Below are 15,217 nucleotides of genomic sequence, written 5' to 3'. Positions count from 1 at the left end.
TATGAGTTCTGTATCGCTAAGCGAAGCGCAGTTCGTCGGCACCGATCGCCTGCTGGCGGGTATTGTATTGAGCGTTCTGACCTTCTGGCTGTTTGCCCAGTCGGTGATTAACGTGGTTCCGGCAATGAAAAGCAGCCTTGATATTTCGCTGGAAACCCTGACCCTGGCGGTGAGCCTGAGCGCCTTGTTCAGCGGCTGCTTTGTGGTCGCCAGCGGCGGGCTGGCGGATAAATTCGGCCGCATGCGCATGACCACCCTGGGCCTGATTCTCAGCATAGCCGGCAGCGCAATGCTGGTGCTCTCCCAGGGACCCGCGCTGTTCCTGGCCGGACGCGTTTTACAGGGGCTATCGGCCGCCTGCATCATGCCGGCGACGCTGGCATTAATAAAAACCTGGTATGAAGGTAAAGCGCGCCAGCGGGCGGTCAGCTTCTGGGTCATCGGCTCCTGGGGCGGCAGCGGGCTGTGCTCGTTTGTCGGCGGGGCGATTGCTACCGGACTGGGCTGGCGCTGGATCTTTGTTTTCTCCATCGCGGTAGCGCTGGCGGCGCTGTTTTTACTGCGCGGTACGCCGGAGAGCCGCAGCGCCAGCGCGCAGCAGCATAAGCTGGACATTAGCGGCCTGCTCAGCCTGATCCTTGCGCTGGTGCTGTTAAATCTGTTTATCAGTAAAGGCCACGGCTGGGGCTGGAGCAGCGGAACCTCGCTGACGATGCTGGGCGGCGCGCTGGCGGCGGGGTTATTTTTTATCCGCAGCGGTCGGCGTAAGGGCGACGCGGCGTTGATTGATTTTGCGCTGTTTCGTAACCGGGCCTACAGCGCCGCGGTGCTGTCGAATTTTCTGCTCAACGGCGCCATCGGTACCATGATGATTGCCAGCATCTGGCTCCAGCAGGGGCACCATCTAAGCCCGCTGGAGAGCGGAATGATGACGCTCGGCTACCTGGTCACCGTGCTGGCGATGATCCGGGTGGGCGAAAAGCTGCTGCAACGCTACGGCGCGCGCTTGCCGATGATCGCCGGCCCGGTTTTTACCGCGCTTGGCATCCTGCTTATTTCCTGCACCTTTCTCGATAAATCGACCTATATCGTTACGGTCTTTTTCAGCAACGTGCTGTTTGGCTTTGGACTGGGCTGCTACGCTACTCCGTCAACGGACACCGCGGTGGTCAACGCTCCCGAGAATAAGGTCGGGGTGGCGTCGGGAATTTATAAGATGGGTAGTTCGCTCGGCGGGGCGATGGGTATAGCGGTGACAGCGTCACTTTTTGCGCTGTTTTTACCGCTGGGAATGGCCAGCGCGGCGCAGTATGCGCTGTGGTTTAACGCCGCGCTCTGTCTCGGTTCAATGACGCTGAGCGCGCTGCTGCTGCCGCGCATAGCTCAAAGCTGATGCTTTTTCAGCAGCGCCCGCAGCTGGTGATAGGTTAGCCCCAGTAGTTCGGCCGCCTGCTTTTGATTGTACTTCGCCTGCTCAAGGCTTCTCTCGAGCAGGCTTTTTTCTTGCTCCAGCTGGAAAGCGCGCAAATCGAGCGGCAGCATGGGGCCGGGCGCCTTTTCTGCTGCAGCGGGCGGGGCAGTTTGCTGCTGGCGGAAGGGGTTAATAATAATATTATCCAGCTCGCTTTCACTGCTGCCGTGACGGTAAACCGACCGTTCCACCACGTTTTTTAATTCACGGATATTCCCGGGCCAACGGTAGTTCTGCAGCGTCACGGCGGCGCGTTCGCTAAAGCCGGGAAACAACGGCAGTCCGAGTTCGCGGCACATCTGGATAGCAAACTGGGTGGCGAGCAGCATAATATCGCTCTGGCGTTCGCGCAGCGGCGGCAACTGCACCACATCGAAAGCCAACCTGTCGAGTAGGTCAGCGCGAAAGAGCCCATCTTCCACCATTTGTGGCAGATCGGCGTTGGTCGCGCACACCAGGCGGACGTTAACCTGCAGCGGCTGGCTGCCGCCGACGCGCTCGAGTTCGCCATACTCAATCACGCGCAGCAGCTTTTCCTGCACCAGCATCGGCGCGGTGGCCAGCTCATCAAGAAACAGGGTACCGCCGTCGGCGCGCTCGAAGCGCCCCGGATGGCGTTTACTGGCCCCCGTAAATGCCCCGGCTTCATGACCGAATAGCTCGGAATCGAGCAGGTTTTCATTCAGCGCAGCGCAGTTCAGCGAGATAAACGGCCCCTGCCAGCGGGAAGAGAGGAAGTGCAGGCGGCTGGCGATCAGCTCCTTACCGGTTCCGCGTTCGCCAATCACCAGCACCGGTTTATCGAGCGGCGCCAGTCTTGAGACCTGTTCCAGCACTTCCAGGAAGCTGTTGGCCTCGCCGAGCAGGTTGTCCTTGTATTCCGCCATGATGAATTTCGCCATTAAGTAGTGTGATTCACCAGGTCACTTTAGCAATGCGTTGGCCAGATAACAACCACTTCTATTAAAATCAATAAGATAAAAAGTTGGCACGGCATTTGTATTAGTGATGGCACAGGCCGGTGCCTGATACCAGAACTATGAGGATTGAAATTATGGGTATTTTTTCTCGTTTTGCCGACATCGTGAACGCCAACATTAACTCTCTGCTGGAGAAAGCGGAAGATCCGCAGAAGCTGGTTCGACTGATGATCCAGGAGATGGAAGACACGTTGGTTGAAGTGCGTTCGACCTCGGCGCGGGCGTTGGCTGAAAAGAAACAGCTGACCCGTCGTATTGAACAGGCCGTTGCGCAGCAGGCGGAATGGCAGGAGAAAGCCGAACTGGCGTTGCGTAAAGAGAAAGAGGATCTGGCTCGTGCGGCGCTGATCGAGAAGCAGAAGCTGACCGACCTGATCGCTAGCCTGGAAAATGAAGCGCAGCTGGTTGATGAAACGCTGGCGCGGATGAAAAAAGAGATTGGCGAGCTGGAGAATAAACTGAGCGAAACGCGCGCCCGTCAGCAGGCGTTGATGCTGCGCCATCAGGCCGCAAGTTCCTCCCGCGACGTTCGTCGTCAGCTGGACAGCGGCAAGATTGATGAGGCGATGGCGCGCTTTGAATCGTTTGAACGCCGTATCGATCATATGGAAGCCGAAGCCGAAAGCCACCGCTTCGGTAAAGATAAATCGCTGGATCAGCAGTTCGCCGATCTGAAAGCGGACGATGAAATCAGCGAGCAGCTGGCGGCGTTGAAAGCCAAAATGAATCAAAATAACCAGTAATGTATTCGGGCGGCACCGAGACGTGCCGCCGCCATCTGCAAGGAGTTCACATGAGCATGCTTTTTCTCGCCATCCCTTTGACGTTGTTTGTGCTGTTTGTTTTGCCGGTCTGGCTTTGGCTGCATTACAACAACCGCACCGCCAGCGGCAGTTTATCGCAAAACGAGCAGCAGCGCCTGCTGCAGCTGACCGATGACGCAAAGCGCATGCGCGAGCGTATTCAGGCGCTGGAAGCCATTCTTGACGCTGAGCATCCGAACTGGAGAGAAAAATAATGGGCGGACTGGATCTGAGTAAAAAACTGTGGCGCATTCCACAGCAGGGCATGGTCAAAGGCGTTTGCGCCGGTATCGCGCAGTACCTGGACGTGCCGGTTAAGCTGGTGCGCCTGATTACCGTACTGGCAATGATTTTTGGCCTGTTCCTGTTTGTGGTGGTGGCCTACATCATTCTCTCGTTTGCGCTGGATCCTATGCCGGAAAGCGAGCTGTATGGTGAAAAAACGCCGAGCAGCGGAGAGCTGCTGGCTGCTGCGGATAAGGAGCTGGCTGCAGGGGAGCGCCGTCTGCGTGAAATGGAACGCTACGTCACCTCTGACACCTTTTCGCTACGCAGTCGTTTTCGTCAGCTATAACTGAAAGTTGAGGTTAATAATGAACATGAAATGGCAGCAGGCCGGGCAAAAAGTTAAACCGGGTCTGAAAATCGCAGGCAAGCTGGTGCTGCTCACCGCGCTGCGCTACGGCCCGGCGGGCGTCGCTGGCTGGGCGGTAAAATCCGTCGCGCGTCGGCCGCTGAAAATGCTGCTGATGCTTGTTCTGGAACCGATGCTCAGCCGGGCGGCGCAGCGGTTTTCTAAACGTCGTGGATGGCGTATGTTATGAGTGCCTAAAAACTCACTCTATCAGGATGATAAAATGCGAAAATTGTTTCTGGGTTTAGCGCTGGCGATGGCTTTACCCGCCTTCGCGGCGGAGCACTGGATTGACGTCCGCGTTCCACAGCAGTATCAAAAAGAACACGTTAACGGCGCGGTGAACATACCGCTGGCGGATTTAAAATCGCGGATTGCGGCTGAAGTGCCGGATAAAAACGATACCATTCACGTCTATTGTAACGTTGGCCGACAGTCGGGCCAGGCTCAGCAGCTGCTGAGCGAAATGGGCTACACGCAGGTGGTGAATGCCGGCGGCCTCAGTCAAATAGCGATGCCGAAAAGCGCCAGCCACTAACCGTCAGCCCCGCCGCAGCGGGGCTAATGCACTTTATTGATTAGCCCTCATGTCTATTTCCCTCGTTCTTCAGGCTCAACAGGATGGCGATGAAGCGACTCAAAACAGAATTTAATGCGCTGGTGAATCGTGGGGTTGACCGGCATCTCCGTCTGGCCGTCACCGGTCTTAGCCGCAGCGGCAAGACCGCGTTTATCACCGCACTGGTCAATCAGCTACTGAATATCCACGCCGGGGCACGGCTGCCGCTGCTTAGCGCGGCCAGAGAAGAACGCCTGCTGGGCGTCAAGCGCGTCCCGCAGCGGGATTTTGGCATTCCGCGTTTTACCTATGACGAAGGGCTGGCCCAGCTCTATGGACAACCTCCGGTCTGGCCGACGCCCACCCGCGGCGTCAGCGAAATCCGCCTCGCTCTGCGCTATCGCTCTAACGATTCGCTGCTGCGCCATTTTAAAGAGACTTCGACGCTCTATCTGGAGATTGTCGATTATCCCGGCGAGTGGCTGCTGGATCTTCCGATGCTGGCCCAGGATTACCTGACCTGGTCACGACAGATGACCGGACTGCTGCAGGGACAGAGGGCGGCGTGGTCGGCGCGCTGGCGGCAGCTTTGCGAAGGGCTGGATCCGCTGGCGCCCGCCGATGAAACCCGTCTGGCGGAGATCGCCGCGGCGTGGACCGATTATCTGCACAGCTGTAAGCGCGAAGGGATGCATTTTATTCAGCCCGGGCGCTTTGTGCTGCCCGGCGAAATGGCCGGCGCGCCGGCGCTGCAGTTCTTCCCCTGGCCGGACGTTGATGCCGCCGGTGAGGCTAAGCTGGTGCAGGCGGACAAACAGACCAATGCCGGAATGCTGCGCGAGCGTTTTAAATACTACTGCGAGAAAGTGGTGAAAGGCTTCTACAAAGATCATTTTCTCCGCTTCGACCGGCAGATTGTGCTGGTGGACTGCCTGCAGCCGCTTAACAGCGGGCCTCAGGCGTTTAACGACATGCGTCTCGCGCTGACGCAGCTGATGCAAAGCTTCCACTATGGCCAGCGCACGCTGTTTCGTCGTCTGTTCTCACCGGTTATCGATAAGCTGCTGTTCGCCGCGACCAAAGCCGATCACGTCACCGTCGATCAGCACAGCAATATGGTATCGCTGCTGCAGCAGCTGATTCAGGATGCCTGGCAGAACGCGGCGTTTGAAGGCATCAGCATGGATTGCCTGGGTCTGGCGTCGATTCAGGCGACGCAGAGCGGGCTTATTGAGGTGAACGGGGAGAAGATCCCTGCGCTGCGGGGGCATCGGCTAAGCGACGGACAGCCGCTGACCGTCTATCCCGGGGAAGTGCCCGCGCGCCTGCCGGGTCAGGCCTTCTGGGAGCAGCAGGGCTTTCAGTTTGAAAACTTCCGCCCGCAAGTGATGGATGTTGATAAACCGCTGCCGCATATTCGCCTCGACGCGGCGCTGGAATTTTTGATCGGAGATAAATTGCGATGACCGAACCCTTAAAACCGCGTATTGATTTCGACGGCCCGCTGGAGGTGGAAAAGGCGCAAATTCTGAAATCCGCTCGCGCTTTTGACGACGCGGATGCGGAGAAGTTCGCCCCTGCGCGCCTTGACGCGCCGGAAGAAGAAGAGGGGGCGGCGGAAGCGGTAGTGGAGTCGGTGCTGCGGCCTAAGCGCAGCCTGTGGCGAAAGATGGTCAGCGCCGGGCTGGCTATTTTTGGCGTCAGCGTCGTAGCGCAGGGCGTGCAGTGGACGATGACCGCCTGGCAAACGCAAGACTGGATCGCCCTCGGCGGCTGCGCAGCCGGCGCGCTGATTGTCGGGGCGGGCGTCGGCTCGGTAGCGACCGAATGGCGCCGTCTGTGGCGGTTACGCCAGCGCGCGCACGAGCGCGATGAGGCTCGGGACCTGATGCACAGCCATGCGGTTGGCAAAGGGCGTGCCTTTTGCGAAAAGCTGGCCCGGCAGGCGGGTCTCGATCAATCGCATCCGGCGCTGCAACGCTGGTATGCAGCGATCCACGAAACGCAAAACGATCGCGAAGTGGTAAGCCTGTACGCGCAGATCGTGCAGCCGGTGCTGGATGCGCAGGCACGGCGTGAGATTAGCCGCTCGGCGGCGGAATCGACGCTGATGATTGCCGTCAGTCCCCTGGCGCTGGTGGATATGGCGTTTATCGCCTGGCGTAATTTACGCCTCATCAACCGCATCGCCACTCTGTACGGTATTGAGCTCGGCTACTACAGCCGCCTGCGCCTGTTCCGTCTGGTGCTGCTGAATATCGCTTTTGCCGGCGCCAGCGAGCTGGTGCGGGAAGTCGGGATGGACTGGATGTCGCAGGATCTCGCGGCCAGGCTATCGGCGCGCGCGGCGCAGGGGATTGGCGCCGGGCTGTTGACCGCGCGGCTGGGTATCAAGGCGATGGAGCTCTGCCGCCCGCTGCCGTGGATCGCCGATGATAAACCGCGGCTGGGGGACTTCCGCCGCGAGCTGATCGGCCAGCTAAAAGAGACGTTGCAAAAGAGCAAAAGCGGCGCGGAAAAATAAGTCGCTTAAGCATTCCCGGCTTGCGGCGTGAACGCCTTAGCCGGGTTACCGCTCCACAGAAGGCTGTCACTTGTCTCACGGCGATGCGCAGCGCAATCGGGGGAGAAAAGCAGCGGCGATGACGACCGGTTTTTATTGCCATTTTCCACTCTGAGCGCATAACTTTACGGCATAAAGGCCATTTTTCCGCCATACTGTCAATAATTGTTGACAGCTATCTTCACGCCAGCAAATAACTGTCCTATTATTCATCCGTTATTGGCCTCTTTAGGGTGAAAACTCCTATGCGTCTTGAAGTCTTTTGTGAAGACCGTCTTGGTCTGACTCGTGAATTGCTCGATTTACTGGTGCTGCGCGGTATCGACCTGCGGGGTATCGACATTGACCCTATTGGCCGAATTTATCTCAATTTCGCCGAGCTGGAGTTCGCTAGCTTCAGCAGTCTGATGGCGGAAATTCGTCGTATCGCCGGCGTCACCGACGTGCGCACCGTGGCGTGGATGCCGTCAGAACGTGAACATCTGGCGCTCAGCGCGCTGCTGGTAGCGATGCCGGAGCCTGTGCTCTCTCTCGACACCAAAGGAAAAGTCGAACTGGCTAACCCGGCCAGCTGCCAGCTGTTTGGCCAGAGCCAGGAGAAGCTGCGCAGCCATCCGGTCGCACAGCTGATTACCGATTTTAACGTCCAGCGCTGGCTGGAAAATAGTCCGCAGGAGTCCCACGCCGAGCACGTGGTGGTTAACGGGCAGAACTTCCTGCTGGAGATCACCCCGGTTTATCTCGAAGGCGAACACGGCGAGAAGGTGCTGACCGGCGCGGTAGCGATGCTGCGTTCAACGGTCCGTATGGGGCGTCAGCTGCAAACGATGACCATTCAGGATACCAGCGCCTTCAGCCAGATCCTCGCCGTAGGCCCGAAAATGCGCCACGTCGTCGAGCAGGCTCGCAAGCTGGCTATGCTCAGCGCGCCGCTGCTGATCGTCGGCGATACCGGTACCGGTAAAGATTTGCTCGCTCACGCCTGCCACCTCGCCAGCCCGCGAGCGGGGAAACCTTACCTGGCCCTGAACTGCGGCTCCATTCCGGAGGACGCGGTAGAGAGCGAGCTGTTTGGCGACGCTATCCAGGGCAAAAAGGGGTTCTTCGAGCAGGCTAACGGCGGTTCGGTTCTGCTGGATGAAATTGGCGAAATGTCGCCGCGAATGCAGACTAAGCTGCTGCGCTTCCTCAACGATGGAACCTTCCGCCGGGTCGGGGAAGATCATGAAGTCCACGTAGATGTACGGGTGATCTGCGCGACGCAGAAAAACCTGGTGGAGCTGGTGCAAAAAGGGCTGTTCCGCGAAGATCTCTATTATCGTCTTAACGTGCTGACGCTCTATTTACCACCGCTGCGCGATTGTCCGCAGGATATCATGCCGCTGACCGAACTGTTTGTGGCGCGTTTCGCCGATGAGCAGGGTATCCCGCGGCCGAAACTTTCTGCCGATTTAAACAGCGTATTGACGCGCTATAGCTGGCCGGGCAACGTGCGCCAGCTCAAAAACGCGATTTACCGTGCCCTGACTCAGCTGGACGGTTTTGAACTGCGCCCTCAGGATATCCTGCTGCCGGATCACGACGTCTCGTCATTAGCGGTTGGCGAAGAAGCGATGGAAGGCTCGCTGGATGATATCACGCGCCGTTTCGAGCGCTCGGTGCTTACCCAGCTTTATCGTAGCTTCCCCAGCACGCGTAAACTGGCCAGGCGGCTTGGCGTCTCGCATACCGCCATCGCCAATAAACTTCGCGAGTACGGTCTGAGCCAGAAAAAAGGCGACGAGTAATTCCCGCCGACCGGTTGCCTGCGCCGTCGGTCGGCATTTCCAGAACATTTCCAGAAAAAGGAGGGGGCCTGGCGGCGAATGAATCTGTATATACTGCGTTTTTACCCTCTTTTTTGCAGGAATACGCATGTGGATCTGGCGTAGTCGTTTTTTTCAGTGGATGAAACTGCTGGTGCTCTCCAGCGCGATCTCTTTTGCGCTGTTCTGGTTTCACCTCCCGGCCGCGCTGCTGCTGGGGCCGATGATTGCCGGCATTTGCCTGAGCCTTCGCGGCGCGGAAATCCGCGTTCCCCGACCCTTTTTTATTGCCGCTCAGATGATTATCGGCTGCATGATCGCCCGTAGCCTGACGCCCTCGATTTTCGGTGTTCTGCTGGCAAACTGGGCGCTGGTGCTGCTGATTCTCTTCTCCACGCTCGCCATCAGCGCGCTGGCGGGATGGCTGCTGGTGCGCTATAGCGCGCTACCCGGCGCCACCGGGGCGTGGGGAAGTTCGCCGGGCGGCGCTTCGGCGATGGTTATTATGGCCCAGGAGTACGGCGCCGACGTTCGACTGGTGGCGCTGATGCAGTATTTGCGCGTACTTTTTGTTGCCGGCGCCGCGGCGCTGGTGGTTCGCGTTGCGCTCGGCGGCGAAGCCCAGGAGATGACTCAGCAGGTCGCCTGGTTTCCCCCGATAAGCTGGCAGCTACCGCTTACGCTGCTGGTGACGGCGGCCGCGGGATGGCTGGGGCTGCGTCTGCGCTTTCCGTCCGGTGCGATGCTTTTCCCGATGCTGATCGGCGCGCTGGTGCAGGGAGAAGGCTGGCTGCAGCTTGAACTCCCTGAGTGGCTGCTGGCGCTGGCTTATGCCGCCGTTGGCTGGAGCGTTGGTCTAAAGTTTAATAAACAGATCTTCCTGCTGGCGTTAAAAACCCTGCCGCAGATCCTGGCATCGATTATCGGCCTGATTCTGCTATGTGCGCTGATGGCTTATGGACTGACGCAGGTTTTACCGCTGGACTTTATGACCGCCTATCTGGCGACCAGCCCGGGCGGGCTGGACACGGTAGCGATTATCGCTGCCGGCACGCGGGCGGATATGTCTTTTATTATGGCGATGCAGACGTTGCGCCTGTTCACTATCTTGCTGACCGGCCCGGCGATTGCGCGCTTTATCTCCCGCTATGCGACGCGGGAATAAAAAAAGCCCCCGTTTAACGAGGGCTTACGTTACCTGGTGGGGATATTACGCTTTCAGCGCGGCCAGGGCTGCGTCGTAGTCCGGCTCTTCGGTGATTTCATTCACCAGCTGGCTGTATACCACCTGGTCGTTTTCATCAATCACGACCACAGCACGCGCTGCCAGACCGGCCAGCGGGCCCGCGGAGATCGCTACGCCGTAGTCGGCCAGGAACTGCGCGCCGCGCAGGGTGGACAGAGTCACGACGTTGTTCAGGCCTTCAGCGCCGCAGAAGCGTGACTGGGCGAACGGCAGGTCGGCGGAAATGCACAGCACTATGGTGTTGTTCAGTTCTGACGCCAGTTGGTTGAATTTACGTACCGATGCCGCGCAAACGCCGGTATCGATGCTTGGGAAAATGTTCAGCACTTTACGGGAGCCCGCAAACTGGCTCAGCGCGACGTCAGAGAGATCTTTGGCCACCAGCGTAAACGGCTGCGCTTTAGCGCCTGCCTGCGGAATGGTGCCTTGAACAGAAACGGGGTTGCCCTGGAAATGCACGGTTTGTGACATGGTTATCTTCCTGTTTACATATAGTTAACGTCGCGGCTAGTGTATGACATCCGTCATCGGCACGGCAAATCCTTTTAATACTTACCTGCGAGGTTCAGGGAATGCGAAATCTGCGAGTCTATGAAGAAGCCTGGCCGCTACATAGCCCTTTTGTGATCGCCCGCGGCAGCCGCAGCGAGGCAAAAGTCGTGGTGGTGGAAATTGAAGAGAATGGCGTCAAGGGCACGGGGGAATGCACGCCTTATCCTCGCTATGGAGAGAGTATCGCCTCGGTGATGGCGCAGATTATGGCGATCGGCGAACAGATTGAGCGGGGCGTCACTCGAGAGCAGATTCAACGCCTGCTGCCGCCAGGGGCCGCGCGTAATGCAGTGGACTGCGCGCTCTGGGACTGGCAGGCGCGCAGCGCGGGTAAAAGCATCTCGCAGCTGTTAGGCGTGACGCTGCCCAAGCGGGTGGTTACGGCGCAAACGGTGGTGATCGGCACCCCCGACCAGATGGCGGCCAGCGCGTCGGCCCTGTGGGAGAAAGGTGCCACGCTGCTGAAAGTGAAGCTTGATGACCATCTGATTAGCGAGCGGTTAATTGCCATTCGCGAGGCGGTTCCGCAGGCAACGCTCATCGTCGATGCCAATGAAGCCTGGCGCAGCGACGGTCTGGCCGAGCGCTGTCAGCTGCTGGCGGACGTCGGCGTCGCGATGCTGGAGCAACCCCTTCCGGCTGGGGCCGATGAAGCGCTGGCGAATTTTATCCATCCGCTGCCTATTTGCGCTGATGAGAGCTGCCATACTCGCGATAGCCTGGCGGCGCTGCGCGGCCGCTATGAAATGGTTAATATCAAGCTGGATAAGACCGGTGGTCTGACTGAAGCGCTGCTGCTGGCGGAGGAGGCAGAACGCCTGGGGTTTGCGCGGATGCTGGGCTGTATGCTGTGTACGTCGAGAGCGATTAGCGCGGCGCTACCGCTGGCGCCGCTGGCCCGTTTTGCCGATCTTGATGGTCCAACATGGCTGGCCGTAGATGTCGAGCCGGCGCTGCACTTCAGCACCGGGGTGCTTCATCTCTGAGAGTGCCAGTGCAGCAGCTCCGTCATGGCCTGCAGATATTTCTCCGTTGCTTCGTCGGCGGATATTGCCGGGAATTCGGCGGTGATACAGGGCAGGCCGATATCGGCGCACCAGCTGCCAAAAGAACCGGGCGTTTCATAGCCGACGCTACCCACCAGCGGCAGGCTAAACGCATCGGCCAGCCAGTGCCCCAGTTCGCTGTGGCCGGGGTCTTCAATGCAGGCCAGCGGATCGTGAAATGAGATTACCCATGCCGGGTGGATCTGATGGATCAACTGGCACAGCGCCCGGGTCTCGGGTTCCGAACCTGGCTTTTCGCCGGTGAGTAGAACGACATCGCGCTGCTCTGCCGCGCTGTTCCAGCGGTAGACGGTTTCTCCTTCCTTCCAGTTCGCCGCTGGAAAATTCCGGTTCAGGTCGATACCGCGTGCGTTAGCCCGCAGCCCCAGCTGACAGCCGTCAGGGTTGACCGCCAGCACCACGTGATGACGGCGCAGCTCTGGCTTGAGGGTTCGTAGCGCACAGGAGAGGGTGACGATGGAGGCGTTTTCATCGCCGTGAGTACCGGCAAGGATCAGGCCGCTACGGCTATCGGCCAGCGGCGCCGGAAACCACAGCAGCGGCGCGCCCAGGTAAGACTGGCCGTAGCGTTGGGTTCCAGGCGGAAAATCACCGCGCTGGGGGCGAGGACGAGAAACGGGCATAGGGCATCCTGTTATCAGGTTATTTTTCAGCAGTGTTGTGTAAAACCGTCCCGGAATCAAATAGTTTCCAGCAATGTTGAAATCAGCATATATGTCAACTTTCTTTCACAAGCTGTTTGCAATTTCAGGTGATGAAACAAATAATTATCGCACTGCCAGCTCTGGTTTTTTTATTTTAAAGGGGATCTTATGAAGTATCCTGTCAAATTGACATGCGGCGCGCTGTGGTTAGCCAGCGTCTCTTCTCTTGCCTGGGCGGCGGATGTCCCGCCCGGCACCGTATTAGCCGAAAAACAGGTGCTGGTGCGGCACATAAAAGATGAGCCCGCCACCTTAGATCCCGCGAAAGCCGTCGGCCTGCCTGAAATTCAGGTTATCCGCGATCTTTTTGAAGGTTTAGTCAATCAGGATGAGAAAGGCAACCTTATACCAGGCGTGGCGACTCGCTGGCAGAGCAATGATAACCGCGTCTGGACGTTTACCCTGCGCGATAATGCCCGCTGGTCCGATGGAACGCCGGTGACGGCAGAAGATTTTGTCTATAGCTGGCGACGGCTGGTTGACCCCAAAACCACTTCACCCTTTGCCTGGTTTGCGGCGCTGGCCGGTATCGCCAATGCGCAAAATATCATTGATGGTAAAGCCGCGCCGGATACCCTTGGCGTCACCGCCGTAGACGCGCGAACGCTGCGCGTTCAGCTGGATAAACCGCTGCCGTGGTTCAGCAATCTGACCGCCAGCTTTGCGTTTTATCCGGTCCAGAAGGCGAATGTTGAGAGCGGCGACAGCTGGACCCGTCCGGGAAGCCTGATTGGCAACGGCGCGTACGTTTTAAAGGATCGCGTGGTGAATGAAAAACTGGTGGTGGTTCCCAATACGCACTACTGGGACAACGGCAAAACGGTGATCCAGCAGGTCACGTTTACGCCCATTAATCAGGAGTCAGCGGCAACTAAGCGCTATCTGGCCGGTGATATCGATATTACCGAGTCGTTCCCGAAAAATATGTATCAGAAGCTGATGAAGGATATTCCGGGGCAGGTTTACACTCCGCCACAGCTGGGCACCTATTATTACGCATTTAACACACAGAAAGGGCCAACCGCCGATGAGCGCGTCCGCCTGGCGCTGAGTATGACTATCGACCGCCGTCTGATGGCGGAAAAAATTCTGGGTACTGGTGAGAAACCGGCCTGGCGTTTTACTCCGGATGTTACTGCCGGCTTCACTCCCCAGCCGTCGCAAATCGAGAGCATGAGCCAGGCTGAGCTGAATGCCCAGGCCAAAGCGCTGCTGCAGGCGGCGGGCTACGGCCCGGGTCGCCCGCTGAAGCTCAGCCTGTTGTATAACACCTCGGAGAATCATCAGAAAATCGCCATTGCGGTAGCGTCTATGTGGAAGAAGAATCTTGGCGTCGACGTGAAGCTGCAAAATCAGGAGTGGAAGACCTATATCGACAGCCGTAATACCGGCAACTTCGATGTGATTCGCGCTTCGTGGGTGGGGGATTACAATGAACCTTCAACGTTCCTGTCGCTGCTAACCTCGACGCACAGCGGTAATATCTCCCGCTTCAACGATCCGGCCTACGACAAAATTCTCACTCAGGCGGCGCTGGAAACGTCGGAAAAGGCGCGCAATGACGATTACAACGCGGCGGAAAAAATCATTATGGCGAAAGCGCCTATCGCGCCGATTTACCAGTATACCAACGGGCGACTGATTAAACCGTGGCTGAAAGGGTATCCGATTGCCAATCCGGAAGACGTCGCCTATAGCCGCACGATGTATATCGTGAAGCACTGATGAGCACCGGTTGCCTGCGGGCGTCAGGCAACCATCACATCTCTCCAGAGCGCGGCCCGCAGCGCCAGCTAACCTGTATTCTATTTCCCGCCCCAGCAGCAAACCTCACTTTCGCCAGCTCTTACTCGCCTGGTCAATGAACAGCGTAGAGGCCATCAGATATCATTTTTAAAATCTATATTTATCCTATCTGAAATTATTGATATTTATATTTATCGTCGGGGTTGGGCTGGCTGATGGCTTGCGAGCGGTCAAACGTACTCAACATATCTTTTTGGATACGCGCAATCTTTTCCGCATCGGGAATGGCCTGATTGCCTTCGCTCATTGATTAGCATCAATAAACTCCGTTTGTTTATATGTGAATTTAATATTTATTCATTTGTGAGATGTGAATTTTTTATTTATCGCAGTCAGATGATGAATGTTTTTGTTGATTTTGTGCGCATGATGCTTATTATTTTTTGTATTTTCATTTAAATGCTTAAGCAAAGTCTTATATTTGGCCTGAATACGGATGAGTTGCTCTATTCTGATGTCTGGCCCTGCGATGATTGTGCAAAGAAAATCGTTATGTTTGGCCCATACGCCTCCAGGGAAGGAAGCGCTATGGCCAGGATATTGCGAGTGCGGCTGTAAGGCGGCCTCTGATTTAAGCTGAGGCTGCACGTCAGAGAGGCGCGAATAGCGGCGTCGCATTTCCGCTTATGCGCTGCATCGTTACTGATTTGAGTAATGGCAAAGCGGGGCGTCTTTTATCTGGAAGATAAAAAAATTCAACGCCAATGTGCGCTCTTTTTAGCTGCGTGTTTTCATAATGTCGTGCAGAAGAGCGTTTATCTGGGCTGAGCAGGCGCTAAAAGAACGCGCGGGAAATAATATGCGTCAGAGTGTCTAAGTTTTTAAAGGCCTTGAGTACGAGCAGGATGCATGCGAGAAACTTTAACTTCATGCCATTCTGGCGATACGTCAATTATCCCGCGCCCTCAAATACAGACTTTGATATCGCTATATTCAGAAAGGCGTTTGAATAAATTCTAAAAGACGCCACGTTGACTCAGAAATTATGAGCCGAAATGAACACGCTGGCCCCTGAATTAATCGGGTG

16 protein-coding genes are annotated in these 15,217 nt (G+C 57.2%); 12 read left to right on the top strand and 4 right to left on the bottom strand.

Features of this window, described 5'->3' with window-relative positions; genetic code table 11:
- Nucleotide 1: 1 nt before the first annotated feature.
- Complete coding sequence (locus tag ABLV12_RS19690; RefSeq protein WP_004101454.1) at nt 2–1,393, top strand: MFS transporter; 1,392 nt, start codon at nt 2–4, stop codon at nt 1,391–1,393.
- On the opposite strand, the gene pspF is transcribed toward ABLV12_RS19690, so the two are convergent.
- Nucleotides 1,384–2,373 (bottom strand): phage shock protein operon transcriptional activator, encoded by a 990-nt coding sequence (gene pspF / locus ABLV12_RS19685; RefSeq protein ID WP_162556081.1) that lies wholly within the window; start codon nt 2,371–2,373, stop codon nt 1,384–1,386. The genes ABLV12_RS19690 and pspF overlap by 10 nt on opposite strands.
- Before the next feature lie 152 nt (nt 2,374–2,525).
- On the opposite strand from pspF, the gene pspA reads away from it, so the two are divergent.
- From pspA to ABLV12_RS19640, 9 genes are all read left to right on the top strand, one after another.
- Nucleotides 2,526–3,194, top strand: coding sequence for a phage shock protein PspA (gene pspA / locus ABLV12_RS19680; protein WP_004101456.1), 669 nt, complete (start codon nt 2,526–2,528; stop codon nt 3,192–3,194).
- Between the two features lie 50 nt (nt 3,195–3,244).
- Nucleotides 3,245–3,469 (top strand): envelope stress response membrane protein PspB, encoded by a 225-nt coding sequence (gene pspB / locus ABLV12_RS19675; protein ID WP_004101459.1) that lies wholly within the window; start codon nt 3,245–3,247, stop codon nt 3,467–3,469.
- Entirely contained in the window at nt 3,469–3,828 is a 360-nt protein-coding gene (gene pspC, locus ABLV12_RS19670) for an envelope stress response membrane protein PspC (RefSeq protein WP_004101461.1), read from the top strand. Before pspB ends, pspC begins: the two co-directional genes overlap by 1 nt.
- 19 nt (nt 3,829–3,847) lie before the next feature.
- Nucleotides 3,848–4,078, top strand: a complete 231-nt coding sequence (gene pspD, locus ABLV12_RS19665; RefSeq protein WP_004101464.1) for a phage shock protein PspD — start codon at nt 3,848–3,850, stop codon at nt 4,076–4,078.
- Nucleotides 4,079–4,111: 33 nt separating this feature from the next.
- On the top strand, nt 4,112–4,426 hold the full coding sequence (gene pspE, locus ABLV12_RS19660; RefSeq protein ID WP_017146046.1) for a thiosulfate sulfurtransferase PspE: 315 nt from the start codon (nt 4,112–4,114) through the stop codon (nt 4,424–4,426).
- Between the two features lie 89 nt (nt 4,427–4,515).
- Nucleotides 4,516–5,913, top strand: coding sequence for a YcjX family protein (locus ABLV12_RS19655; RefSeq protein ID WP_064398460.1), 1,398 nt, complete (start codon nt 4,516–4,518; stop codon nt 5,911–5,913).
- Nucleotides 5,910–6,971 carry a YcjF family protein gene (locus tag ABLV12_RS19650; protein ID WP_348867243.1) on the top strand — a complete coding sequence of 354 codons (1,062 nt, stop codon included), beginning with the start codon at nt 5,910–5,912 and terminating at the stop codon, nt 6,969–6,971. Before ABLV12_RS19655 ends, ABLV12_RS19650 begins: the two co-directional genes overlap by 4 nt.
- 284 nt (nt 6,972–7,255) lie before the next feature.
- A complete protein-coding gene (tyrR, locus tag ABLV12_RS19645) occupies nt 7,256–8,797 on the top strand; it encodes a transcriptional regulator TyrR (RefSeq protein ID WP_004101475.1) in 1,542 nt (513 codons plus the stop codon).
- 127 nt (nt 8,798–8,924) lie between these two features.
- Entirely contained in the window at nt 8,925–9,980 is a 1,056-nt protein-coding gene (locus ABLV12_RS19640; RefSeq protein ID WP_004101477.1) for an AbrB family transcriptional regulator, read from the top strand.
- A 45-nt stretch (nt 9,981–10,025) separates the two neighbouring features.
- Here ABLV12_RS19640 and tpx read toward each other — a convergent pair whose 3' ends face one another.
- Nucleotides 10,026–10,532 (bottom strand): thiol peroxidase, encoded by a 507-nt coding sequence (tpx, locus tag ABLV12_RS19635; RefSeq protein WP_348867242.1) that lies wholly within the window; start codon nt 10,530–10,532, stop codon nt 10,026–10,028.
- A 101-nt stretch (nt 10,533–10,633) separates the two neighbouring features.
- Between tpx and ycjG the strand changes: the two genes are divergently transcribed.
- Entirely contained in the window at nt 10,634–11,599 is a 966-nt protein-coding gene (gene ycjG, locus ABLV12_RS19630; RefSeq protein ID WP_064344781.1) for an L-Ala-D/L-Glu epimerase, read from the top strand.
- On the opposite strand, the gene mpaA is transcribed toward ycjG, so the two are convergent.
- Nucleotides 11,590–12,303 carry a murein tripeptide amidase MpaA gene (gene mpaA / locus ABLV12_RS19625; RefSeq protein WP_004112466.1) on the bottom strand — a complete coding sequence of 238 codons (714 nt, stop codon included), beginning with the start codon at nt 12,301–12,303 and terminating at the stop codon, nt 11,590–11,592. The two genes, ycjG and mpaA, sit on opposite strands and share 10 nt — an antisense overlap.
- Nucleotides 12,304–12,492: 189 nt before the next feature.
- Between mpaA and ABLV12_RS19620 the strand changes: the two genes are divergently transcribed.
- The gene (locus ABLV12_RS19620) at nt 12,493–14,109 is read left to right on the top strand and encodes a peptide ABC transporter substrate-binding protein (RefSeq protein ID WP_004101482.1); all 1,617 of its coding nucleotides are present in this window, start codon (nt 12,493–12,495) and stop codon (nt 14,107–14,109) included.
- Between the two features lie 196 nt (nt 14,110–14,305).
- Here ABLV12_RS19620 and ABLV12_RS19615 read toward each other — a convergent pair whose 3' ends face one another.
- Nucleotides 14,306–14,437 (bottom strand): hypothetical protein, encoded by a 132-nt coding sequence (locus tag ABLV12_RS19615; RefSeq protein ID WP_335270350.1) that lies wholly within the window; start codon nt 14,435–14,437, stop codon nt 14,306–14,308.
- Nucleotides 14,438–15,217: the final 780 nt, after the last annotated feature.

Origin of the sequence: Klebsiella sp. CN_Kp100 (genome assembly GCF_040065315.1) — a bacterium.
GTDB classification, from domain to species: domain Bacteria; phylum Pseudomonadota; class Gammaproteobacteria; order Enterobacterales; family Enterobacteriaceae; genus Klebsiella; species Klebsiella oxytoca.
The sequence above is the reverse complement of the archived record's forward strand: the minus strand, read 5'-3'. Positions and strand labels throughout refer to the sequence as shown.

Coding starts and splice junctions, on each gene's coding strand:
- tyrR (WP_004101475.1), top strand. CDS start 7,256: ATGCGTCTTGAAGTCTTTTGTGAAGACCGTCTTGGTCTGACTCGTGAA.
- pspF (WP_162556081.1), bottom strand. CDS start 2,373: ATGGCGAAATTCATCATGGCGGAATACAAGGACAACCTGCTCGGCGAG.
- ABLV12_RS19615 (WP_335270350.1), bottom strand. CDS start 14,437: ATGAGCGAAGGCAATCAGGCCATTCCCGATGCGGAAAAGATTGCGCGT.
- ABLV12_RS19650 (WP_348867243.1), top strand. CDS start 5,910: ATGACCGAACCCTTAAAACCGCGTATTGATTTCGACGGCCCGCTGGAG.
- pspE (WP_017146046.1), top strand. CDS start 4,112: ATGCGAAAATTGTTTCTGGGTTTAGCGCTGGCGATGGCTTTACCCGCC.
- mpaA (WP_004112466.1), bottom strand. CDS start 12,303: ATGCCCGTTTCTCGTCCTCGCCCCCAGCGCGGTGATTTTCCGCCTGGA.
- ABLV12_RS19640 (WP_004101477.1), top strand. CDS start 8,925: ATGTGGATCTGGCGTAGTCGTTTTTTTCAGTGGATGAAACTGCTGGTG.
- ABLV12_RS19620 (WP_004101482.1), top strand. CDS start 12,493: ATGAAGTATCCTGTCAAATTGACATGCGGCGCGCTGTGGTTAGCCAGC.
- pspD (WP_004101464.1), top strand. CDS start 3,848: ATGAACATGAAATGGCAGCAGGCCGGGCAAAAAGTTAAACCGGGTCTG.
- pspC (WP_004101461.1), top strand. CDS start 3,469: ATGGGCGGACTGGATCTGAGTAAAAAACTGTGGCGCATTCCACAGCAG.
- ABLV12_RS19690 (WP_004101454.1), top strand. CDS start 2: ATGAGTTCTGTATCGCTAAGCGAAGCGCAGTTCGTCGGCACCGATCGC.
- tpx (WP_348867242.1), bottom strand. CDS start 10,532: ATGTCACAAACCGTGCATTTCCAGGGCAACCCCGTTTCTGTTCAAGGC.
- pspB (WP_004101459.1), top strand. CDS start 3,245: ATGAGCATGCTTTTTCTCGCCATCCCTTTGACGTTGTTTGTGCTGTTT.
- ycjG (WP_064344781.1), top strand. CDS start 10,634: ATGCGAAATCTGCGAGTCTATGAAGAAGCCTGGCCGCTACATAGCCCT.
- ABLV12_RS19655 (WP_064398460.1), top strand. CDS start 4,516: ATGAAGCGACTCAAAACAGAATTTAATGCGCTGGTGAATCGTGGGGTT.
- pspA (WP_004101456.1), top strand. CDS start 2,526: ATGGGTATTTTTTCTCGTTTTGCCGACATCGTGAACGCCAACATTAAC.